At 70.8% G+C, this 8,705-nt stretch carries 7 protein-coding genes; 2 read left to right on the forward strand and 5 right to left on the reverse strand.

Going from position 1 to position 8,705, the window contains the following annotated elements; translation table 11 throughout:
• The 3 genes from NBX02_RS03355 to NBX02_RS03365 all read right to left on the reverse strand — a co-directional run.
• Positions 1–468, reverse strand: a 468-nt coding sequence (locus NBX02_RS03355; RefSeq protein WP_250289955.1) for a DUF305 domain-containing protein, incomplete at its 3' end; no start/stop codon positions are given.
• Positions 469–473: 5 nt separating this feature from the next.
• Positions 474–2,078, reverse strand: coding sequence for an FHA domain-containing protein (locus NBX02_RS03360; RefSeq protein WP_250284612.1), 1,605 nt, complete (start codon positions 2,076–2,078; stop codon positions 474–476).
• Between the two features lie 326 nt (positions 2,079–2,404).
• Complete coding sequence (locus tag NBX02_RS03365; RefSeq protein WP_250284615.1) at positions 2,405–4,192, reverse strand: glycoside hydrolase family 15 protein; 1,788 nt, start codon at positions 4,190–4,192, stop codon at positions 2,405–2,407.
• 775 nt (positions 4,193–4,967) lie between these two features.
• On the opposite strand from NBX02_RS03365, the gene NBX02_RS03370 reads away from it, so the two are divergent.
• Positions 4,968–5,465, forward strand: coding sequence for a hypothetical protein (locus NBX02_RS03370; RefSeq protein ID WP_250284617.1), 498 nt, complete (start codon positions 4,968–4,970; stop codon positions 5,463–5,465).
• Between the two features lie 111 nt (positions 5,466–5,576).
• Here the strand turns inward: NBX02_RS03370 and NBX02_RS03375 are convergent, their stop codons facing one another.
• Complete coding sequence (locus NBX02_RS03375; protein ID WP_013872226.1) at positions 5,577–5,780, reverse strand: hypothetical protein; 204 nt, start codon at positions 5,778–5,780, stop codon at positions 5,577–5,579.
• 418 nt (positions 5,781–6,198) lie between these two features.
• Positions 6,199–7,761 carry a phospholipid carrier-dependent glycosyltransferase gene (locus NBX02_RS03380; protein WP_250289964.1) on the reverse strand — a complete coding sequence of 521 codons (1,563 nt, stop codon included), beginning with the start codon at positions 7,759–7,761 and terminating at the stop codon, positions 6,199–6,201.
• A 150-nt stretch (positions 7,762–7,911) separates the two neighbouring features.
• On the opposite strand from NBX02_RS03380, the gene rsmI reads away from it, so the two are divergent.
• On the forward strand, positions 7,912–8,705 hold a 794-nt coding region (gene rsmI, locus NBX02_RS03385; protein WP_250289957.1), incomplete at its 3' end, for a 16S rRNA (cytidine(1402)-2'-O)-methyltransferase.

Consider the following 8,705-nt stretch of genomic DNA (forward strand, 5'->3'; position numbering starts at 1 on the left):
CTGGCCGGTGTCGTGACCAGCGTGGCCGCCGCTGTCCCGCATCCACCGCATCGGCGGTTCGGTCGAGACCTGCGGCAGGCCCCAGCCGGTCAGCCAGGCCGACATGATGCCGATCTCCCGCTGCTGGGCGAGCGCGATGTCCTGAGCGACGCCGCGTTGGGTGACATCCGCGCCGGCGCGGAACTCCACCATCGCCATCTGGACGGCCTGGGCGTGATGGGTGGACATGTCGTAGGCGAACCCGGCGTCCACCGAGTCCGCCCCCGGTGGACGCTCGACGAGACCGCGCAGGCCCGCACCGGCCGCCACCAGGGCGAACGCCACCACGGCCAGCAGCGCCACCCAGGACGCCCGCGGCCACGTCCGTGACCGGATCCGGCCCGCGTGCCTGTCGGCGTGCCCGTCGGTGGGCGTGGCCGCGTCGGTGGCCCGCTTCGCCGTCGTGCCGTCCGTGCTGTCGTCGGCCACCGTGGTCAGATCTGCATCTGGGAGTTGAACACGAACGTCCGCTTGCCTACCTGGACCCTGGTCCCGGGGACCAGCGGGGCCGGTTCGTGCGGGTTCAACGGGGTCCACACGGTCGCCTCGGGCGGGGCGATGTACGTCCCGTTCGCGGAGCCCTGGTCCGCGATCACCGCGTCCCAGCCGTTGAGCGTGATGACGGCGTGGACCCGGGAAACCGCGCTCTCACCGTCCTCGACCAGTAACGGAATCGCGCGGCCGGCCCGGACGGCGTCGTCCCGGTCGGGCTGCCTGCCGATCACGATGTCCTTGTCGACGTTGACGGTCCGGCCGTCCTCGAAGACGATCACCCCGATGGTCGGCCGCGGCCCCCGGACAGGGTTGCCGGTCTGCTGGGCCAGGGACAGCCCGCACTCGGTGCAGTAGGGCGCGGCCGGGTGGTTGAAGTGGCCGTTGGCGCAGAGAATGCCCTCGACCTGGGCTTCGGAGCTGCCCGGCAGCATGGTCGGGGCGTCCTGGTCGTCGAACAGGTCGGCGACGTCGAAGCCGCGGCCGGGCAGCTCGGTCAGCGCCTCGCTCTCGGTGTCCTCGACATGCGCGGCCGGGTCGTGCCCGGCGAGCTCGGTCGGCGGATCGTCGTTCGTGGCGGTGAGCGCGGCGAAGTCCTCGAGCTGCGTGGGCTCGGCGGCCCGCAGCCGGGCGGCGGTGTCGAGCTCCTGCTCCCTGCCGTGCTCCTGCTCCCTGCCGTACTCCTGCTCCCTGCCGTGCTCCTGCTCCCTGCCGTAGCCCTGCTCCTCGCCGTACCCCTGCTCCTCGCCGTGCCCGTCCTCTTTGCCGTACCCCTGTTCTTCTTTGCCGTAGCCCTGTTCCGCGCCGCGCTCCCGCTCCTTGCTGTGCAGCGGTGTCAGGGCCGGCGGAGCGCTCGACACCGACCCGTCGGCGCCCCTGGCCGGCGCGGCGTCCACCGACGGGATCGGTGCCGCCCCGGTCATCGGGTTGCGGGGCCCGCCGAAGCCGGCGGCGAAGTCCTCATCGGCCCCTCGGGGCGGGACGAAGACGGGCCCGCTGCTGGCCACCAGGCTCACCCCGATACCGGGTACCGCCCCGATCCGCAGGTCCAGCGGGAAGGCGTCGGCGGCCGGGTTGTTCGCCGCGCCGTAGGCGCTGCCGACACCGGCCGGTCCGAGCGTGCCGGCCGGGCCGATGTCCAGGCGGGCGAACCCGGTCGGCAGCAGGCGGTCCACCCAGGTGGCCGACTCGATCCCGGAGAGGGTGAGCGGGGCGGGGCCGTGGACGACCACCTCCAGCGCGCCGTGGATCAGCACGGCCAGCCGGTCGCCGACCTCCGCCAGCAGGGCGAAGTCGGGTACCACCTCCGGGTCGGCGTCGACGAGCAGCCCGGCGACCCGGCGCACCAGCCGCCGGCCCGTCCCCGAGGCAGCCCCCGCCTCGCCGGCCGCCTCGGCGCACAGCGCCAGCAGCGTCTTGGTCATGTCCGACGTGCCGGGGCGGCCGGTGCTGGCGATGACAAGAACGTCCGACAGGCGGACCACCACACCGGTCCCGGCATCATGTCCGGCTGCCACCACGACCCGGAAACCGTCAAGTCCCGCCATCGTCGCGCCCCTTGTCCTTCGTCCCTGGCCTGCGTCGGCCGCTGCCCCGCCCCTGCCGGCGCGTCCGGCCCGCCGGTGCCGGGCCATCCGCCGGCGTCCGGCGTGTCCCACCCCGGTGAGCCACGTGTACCAACCATCCTGCCGGTGGATCGGGCAGACGTCAGCAACATGTCGGCTACCAGCGGACTTTCCCTCAGGAGAAGACCGTCACCCGGCCGTTGCCGGGGGGAGCAGCCGCCACGAGCGGGCCGTCCGCCCGCCGGGCCGTGACGTTCGGTCAGGACGTTCGGCCAGGACGTTCGGCCGGCCAGAAGCCCGGTCCGGGGTCAGCCGAGGGCCCGGTCCAGGTGGAGGGCCGCGCTGATCAGGGCGAGGTGCGTGAACGCCTGCGGGAAGTTGCCCAGCGCCTCCCCGGACGGCCCGATCTCCTCGGCGTACAGGCCGACGTGGTTGGCGTAGGTCAGCATCTTCTCGAACACCAGCCGGGCCTCGGCGACCCGGCCGGCCCGGGTGAGCGCCTCGACATACCAGAACGAGCACAGGTTGAAGGTGCCCTCGTCCCCGTGCAGCCCGTCGCTGCCGTCCGCCGCGTAACGGCGTACCAGGCTGTCGCTGACCAGTTCCTCGCCGAAACGGTCGAGGGTCGAGAGGAAACGGGGGTCGGTGGGCCCGGCGAACTTCACCAGGGGCATGCACAGCAGGGACGCGTCCAGCCGGGACGACCCGGGATGCTCCATGTACGCGCCACGGACCGGATCCCACGCCGCGGTCTGGACGAACCGGTACGCGCGGCCGGCGTACTCCTTCCACTCGTTGGTCGGGCCGGGCAGGCCGCGCTGCCGGGAGATCCGGCACGCCCGCTCGAAGGCCACCCAGGTCATCAGCGCCGAGTAGGTGAAGCGCTGCCGGCCGCCGCGGGTCTCCCAGATGCCCTCGTCGGGCTCCTCCCAGTGCTTGGCGAGCCAGTCCAGCTGGCGGGAGAGCGCCTCCCACAGCTGGAAGGAGATCGGCGCGGCGAGCTTGTTGTAGAGGTACACCGAGTCCATGAGCTCGCCGTAGATGTCGAGCTGGAGCTGCCCGGCGGCGCCGTTGCCGATCCGCACGGGTCTCGAGTCGCGGTAGCCGCGCAGGTGCTCGAGGACGATCTCGTCGAGGTCGGCGTTGCCGTCCACGCTGTACAGGACGTGCAGGCCCTTGTCACCGGGGGCCTCCTGGCAGCGCTGTTCCAGCCAGTCCATGAACGCGGCGGCCTCGTCGGTGAACCCGAGCGTCATGAGCGCGTAGATGGTGAACGCGGCGTCACGGATCCACGTGTACCGGTAGTCCCAGTTGCGGATGCCGCCGAGCTCCTCCGGCAGGGAGGTGGTGGGCGCCGCCACCAGCGCGCCGGTGGGCCGGTAGACCAGCAGTTTGAGCACGAGCGCGGAGCGGTTCACCATCTCCCGCCAGCGGCCGTGGTAGCGGCTGCGGCGCAGCCAGTTCTGCCAGTAGGTCAGGGTACGGTTGAACAGCTGTTCGGCCTCGCCGTCCACCAGTGGGCGGATCGGCGTGTTCCACTCCAGGACGACGTCCGCGCTGCGTCCCGTATCGAGCGCGAATGTCGCGGTGACGCCGGTGCCGTCGCTGGCCAGCGGGATGGCGGTACGCAGGGTGAGGCTGCCGACGGGAGAGTCGAACACCGCGCCCTGGCCCTCGACGATCGTCACTGTGTGTGATACCCGCCCGTAGTCGAAGCGCGGGTGGCAGCGCAGCGAGAACTCGGCCCGGCCACGTACCGCCCTGGCCTGCCGGACGACCGCGTGCGGTGACTCGGTGACGTCGCTGTCCACCGGGACCATGAAGTCGACGACCTCGCCGACGGCCTGCGGGGCGAGGAAACGGGTCATCAGGACGTTGGAGTCCGGCAGGTAGAGCTGCTTGGCCCGGGAGCCGGGACAGTGGATGCGGAAGGAGCCGCCGCGTTCGGCGTCCAGCAGGCTGGCGAACACCGAGGCCCCGTCGAAGCGCTGCGGACAGTACCAGTCGATGGTGCCGTCGGTCGCGACGAGCGCCACCGTGCGCAGGTCGCCGATGACCGCGTGCTCTTCGATGGGCGGATAACCGGTCACGCGCATGGATGGCCTCTCCGGTGGGCTGTCGACGGAATCATCGTCCGGGCGGTACGTCCGGGCGGTATGCGGTGGATTCTCGATCACGCGGGCGCCGTTCGGGCGGCAGCCGTCCATCGCCGGCCGCCGGCCGTCGCCAGCCATCGGTATCCACCGGGCACGGGCCCGGGGCTTCCGCGAACGTACGTCCGGCCGCCGGCCCGTGAGCGCCGACTTCTCGAAGTGTCAGCTTCTCGAAGTGTCAGGCGATACCGATCGACCGCCGTGGGGCTACCTTGGAGCTTGCCGGCACCGCGTCCGGCAGCGCTGCCGATGTCAGTGGCGCCGATGTCAGCGCTGCCGATGTCGGTGGCGCCCGGCGTCGCCACACAGCCAGTGCGCTGCCCTGGCGGAGTGGGCCGCCGAGGAACGCCGGCGGCGGTGGGACAGCATCGCTGACGGTGGCGTTGCTGGCGACGGTGTTACTGGCGGCGGTGTTACTGATAGTGACGTCAATGCTGGCGGCACTGGGGGTGAGGCCGGTCCGTGGCGGTCCGGCGCCAGGGGAAATGATCATCGAGCTGGATTGTCGGCTGGATGCCTGCCGGCAACGGTCGGGATGGATCGGTCCTGACCTGGGGCTATCATGAATTTGTAACGAAAAGTGTTCAAATGGGCGCGATCTGGGGCGGATCTGGAGTCAGGGTCCGGGCGTCCATGCCGGCGGTCGTTCACGTCACTCTACGATCACAGCATGCCGGCGCAGGGGCCAACGGCACAGAATGGTCAAGGCGGTCTTGTCATGTTCGCCAAAGGCGACCGGGTGTCCCCGGTTGATGATCTTGGCGGTGGGGTCTGGTCGCGCCGCGGGACCGTCCTGGCCGTGCGCGCGGCGCCACGCCGTGAACCCGCACCGGGGGACGACCTGGTCCGGGTCGAGGCGGCCGGCTGGCTGTTCTCGGAGGCTCCACGGGCAACCGTGCTGTGGGACGACGGCACAGCGGAGATCATCGCGGAGGACCGGTTACTCCTGGTGTACGACCGGGTGGAACCGCTCGGCATCCGGGTCGTGACCATGGCCATGGCCGCTCCCGTCGACGTTGTCGAGCACGGCGGGCATGTCGTCCTGCTCCTGCGTGAGGGCCTGCTGCCGCCACACGCGGTCCAGTACCTGCGGGAGAAACTGCGCGGCGTCCGGGCGTCGTTCGTCCCCACCGGCGAGGACGGCCGTTCACCGGCGGAGATCCGCCGCCGCGACCTCGAACTACTACGAGCCCTCATCGCCCAGCTGACAGGGTGACCCCAAATTTTTCGCGGGGCGAAAAATTTGGGGACTCCCGCGTTGCCCGCGGGCTGTGCCACCGCACCTTGTCCGAGAGCCCGGGGGCGGTCAACGGGCCAGCCGTCAGGATCAGGATGTGGAGTAGGGGCCGGGGCGTACGGACGGCCCGCCGTAGGAGCTGCCGTTGAGGCTGCCTCGTGGCGGCTGTTCCGTCATGGCCTGACTGACCTTGGACGCGATGGCTTCGGTCAGTCGGATCGCCTGCGTGAGCGACAGGTTCAGCACGATCTCACTGTCATCGGTCATCGCAAAGCGTACCGAGACATCCGCCATGGTGGTTCCTTTCCTCCTGTGTCGGCCCTGTGTCGGCCGCGAGAAGCCAGTCTGGTCCCTCCCACCATCCCTGATCGCGTAGTCGTACCGGCAGGCACCCCCCGGTAACCGACGGACGTATTCGTATGTTTCAGGAAATGATGTTACTTAATGCAAGATTTACTTGCCCAAAGTGGGTGACTCGTAGTCCACTCCCGCCGCTACATCACTATAAGTATCAATATACTTACATATAGTTCCTATTGTTGGTCGTGTCAGGAGGTCTGGTGACTGACAGATTGCTCGGTGTCGGCTCGTCCGCCCTCGAGAACCGACAGCCCGGCGGCGCCGCCGGGCCGGACCTGCCGACCAGGCCGGCTGGACCGACCAGGCGGGCCCCGCCGGGCCCGGCGGCGACGGAGCGGCTGGCCGCAGCGCCTCAGATCCAGCCCGGGAACCACATCCTCACCCGCCACGCCGAAGTCGGGACCACCTGCGCCGCCATGATCGGATAGAAGTAGACGAACAGCAGCACGACGACGATCGCGTAGACGCCGACCATCAGCGAACCGACAAGCCGCCGCAGGTCGGAGGCGGTCCGGGGGCCCAGGGCGACCCCCGCGAGCGCGGTCAGCCCGAGGACGAGGAACGGCAGCAGCGGCAGCGCGTAGAACAGGAACATCGTCCGGTTGGGGAAGGCCAGCCACGGCAGGAACGACGTCGCGAAGCCGACCAGGACGAGGCCCGCCCGCCAGTCCCGGCGGCTGACCCACAGCGCCAGCACGCCGACCAGCGCCGCCACCCCGACCCACCAGATCGCCGGATTGCCGATCGCGAGGATCTCCCGGGAACAGCCGGCCTGGGAGGCGCAGCCGGGCTCCCCGGCCTTGGGGGTGCTGTAGAAGTAGGCGACCGGCCGGGCCAGTACCAGCCAGCTCAGCGGCTTGGACGCGTACGGGTGCGAGGCGTCCAGATGCTCGTGGAAGCGGAAGATCTGCTGCTGGTAGTCCCACCAGCTGTGCAGCGTCCCCCACATGCCGTCACCGAAGCGGTGGCGGTTGTAACCGCCGCCGGTGACGAACCAGCCGGTCCACGTCGCCAGGAACACGATGGCCGGCAGCGGGACGAAGCTGGTGGACCACTGTGGCCCGTCCCGGCGCACGGCGGCCAGGAGCGGCCGTCGCACACCCGCCGTCCGGCGTGCCCCGGCGTCCCAGGCGATGGCCAGCGCGGCGAATCCCACGAGCGTGTAGACGGCGCTCCACTTCACCCCCAGCGACGCCCCGAGGCACAGCCCGCAGGCAAGCCGCCACGGGCGCACACCCAGACGTGCCCCGAAGCGGATTTTCTTACTGTCTGTTTTATACAGACTACTTATTGATCGCAGATCGATGTTTCCCGCTTCGGACGCGTCCTTACCCGATCGTCCGGCGAGGGGGCTGTTGTCGGTATCCGTGAGGCTGGCGGCCAGCCTGGCCCGTCCGTGATCCCGATCGAGGATCAGGCAGGCCAGGGCCAGGACGAGCCCGGTCATCAGGAAGATGTCGAGGATGCCGATCCGGCTCTGGACGAACTCCAGGCCGTCGAAGGCGAGCAGCAGGCCGGCGAAGCAGCCGAGCAGCGTCGAGCGGAACATCCTCCTGGCGGTCCGGGCGAGCACGAGCACCGCCAGCGTCCCCGCGGCCGCGGAGGCGAAACGCCAGCCCAGCTCGGGACTGCCGTGGCGGATCCCGGCACAGTCAGTGTACCCGAAGAGCCACTCGGACACCGCCATCAGCCACTTGCCCAGCGGCGGGTGGACGACGAACCCGGGGCCGTCGCACCCGCTCTTGATGTCGCTCAACTCGTAGCCGTGGGTGAGCAGACCGTAGGCGTCGTGGGTGTAGTAGACCTCGTCGAAGTAGATGCCGCGCGGTTCGGTGAGCTGCCAGAACCGCAGGACACCGGCGACCGCCGCGATCGCCAGCGACGCGAGCCAGCCCGCGAGCCGGTCGGTGGGCATCGGCGGTGTCAGCCGTTCCCGTGGGCTCAGGCCATCGTGATTACTTTTAGTAACTACCGTGGCCCGCGGCTCGCCGCCGTCCACGGTCGGATAGGTCGCTGTCACCGCCACCGCATCAATGTAGGTGCTGGCACCTGGCAGACTCGGCGGGTGTCCGGAACTCTGGTGCTCTGCGGTGCGCCGATCGGTGACGTGCGTGATGCCAGCCCCCGCCTGGGCGAGGTGCTGGCCCGCGCCGACATCGTCGCGGCCGAGGACACCCGCCGCCTGCGCCGGCTGACCGCCGCCCTCGGTGTCACGATCGCCGGGCGGGTGGTCTCCTGCTTCGACGCCAACGAGCCCTCCCGCGCGGACTTCCTGCTCTCCCACCTGCGCGCGGGAGCCACCGTCGCGCTCATCACGGACGCGGGCATGCCGGCCGTGTCGGACCCGGGCTTCCGGGTGGTGGCCGCCGCCGTCACGGCCGGGGTGGCGGTGACGGTCGTCCCCGGGCCGTCCGCGGTGACCGCCGCGCTCGCGGTCAGCGGGCTGCCCACCGACCGTTGGGTGTTCGAGGGCTTCCTGCCGCGCCGGCCGGGCGAGCGCCGGTCACGCCTGGCCGAGCTGGCCGGGGAGCGGCGCACACTGGTCATCCTGGAGGCTCCGCACCGGCTGCCCGCGACACTGGACGATCTTACCGCGGCCTTCGGGCCCGACCGCGCGGCCGTGGTGTGCCGCGAACTGACCAAGACCTGGGAGGAGACCGTCCGGGACGATCTCGGCGCGCTGGCGGCCTGGGCCCGTGAGCGGGAGATCCGGGGCGAGATCACCCTGGTGGTGGCGGGCCGGCCCGGGACGTCGTCGCAGGCGCCGCCGCAACCGGGCACGCCGGCCGCGGCCGTCCTCTCCGCCACGCTCGCGGCGGAGGTCGCCGCCCGCGAGGCCACCGGCACACCGCGCAAGGC

Origin of the sequence: Protofrankia sp. CiP1_Cm_nod1 (assembly GCF_920888515.1) — a bacterium.
Lineage (GTDB): Bacteria > Actinomycetota > Actinomycetes > Frankiales > Frankiaceae > Protofrankia.

Coding starts and splice junctions, on each gene's coding strand:
- NBX02_RS03360 (WP_250284612.1), bottom strand. CDS start 2,078: ATGGCGGGACTTGACGGTTTCCGGGTCGTGGTGGCAGCCGGACATGAT.
- NBX02_RS03365 (WP_250284615.1), bottom strand. CDS start 4,192: ATGCGCGTGACCGGTTATCCGCCCATCGAAGAGCACGCGGTCATCGGC.
- NBX02_RS03370 (WP_250284617.1), top strand. CDS start 4,968: ATGTTCGCCAAAGGCGACCGGGTGTCCCCGGTTGATGATCTTGGCGGT.
- NBX02_RS03375 (WP_013872226.1), bottom strand. CDS start 5,780: ATGGCGGATGTCTCGGTACGCTTTGCGATGACCGATGACAGTGAGATC.
- NBX02_RS03380 (WP_250289964.1), bottom strand. CDS start 7,761: ATGCCCACCGACCGGCTCGCGGGCTGGCTCGCGTCGCTGGCGATCGCG.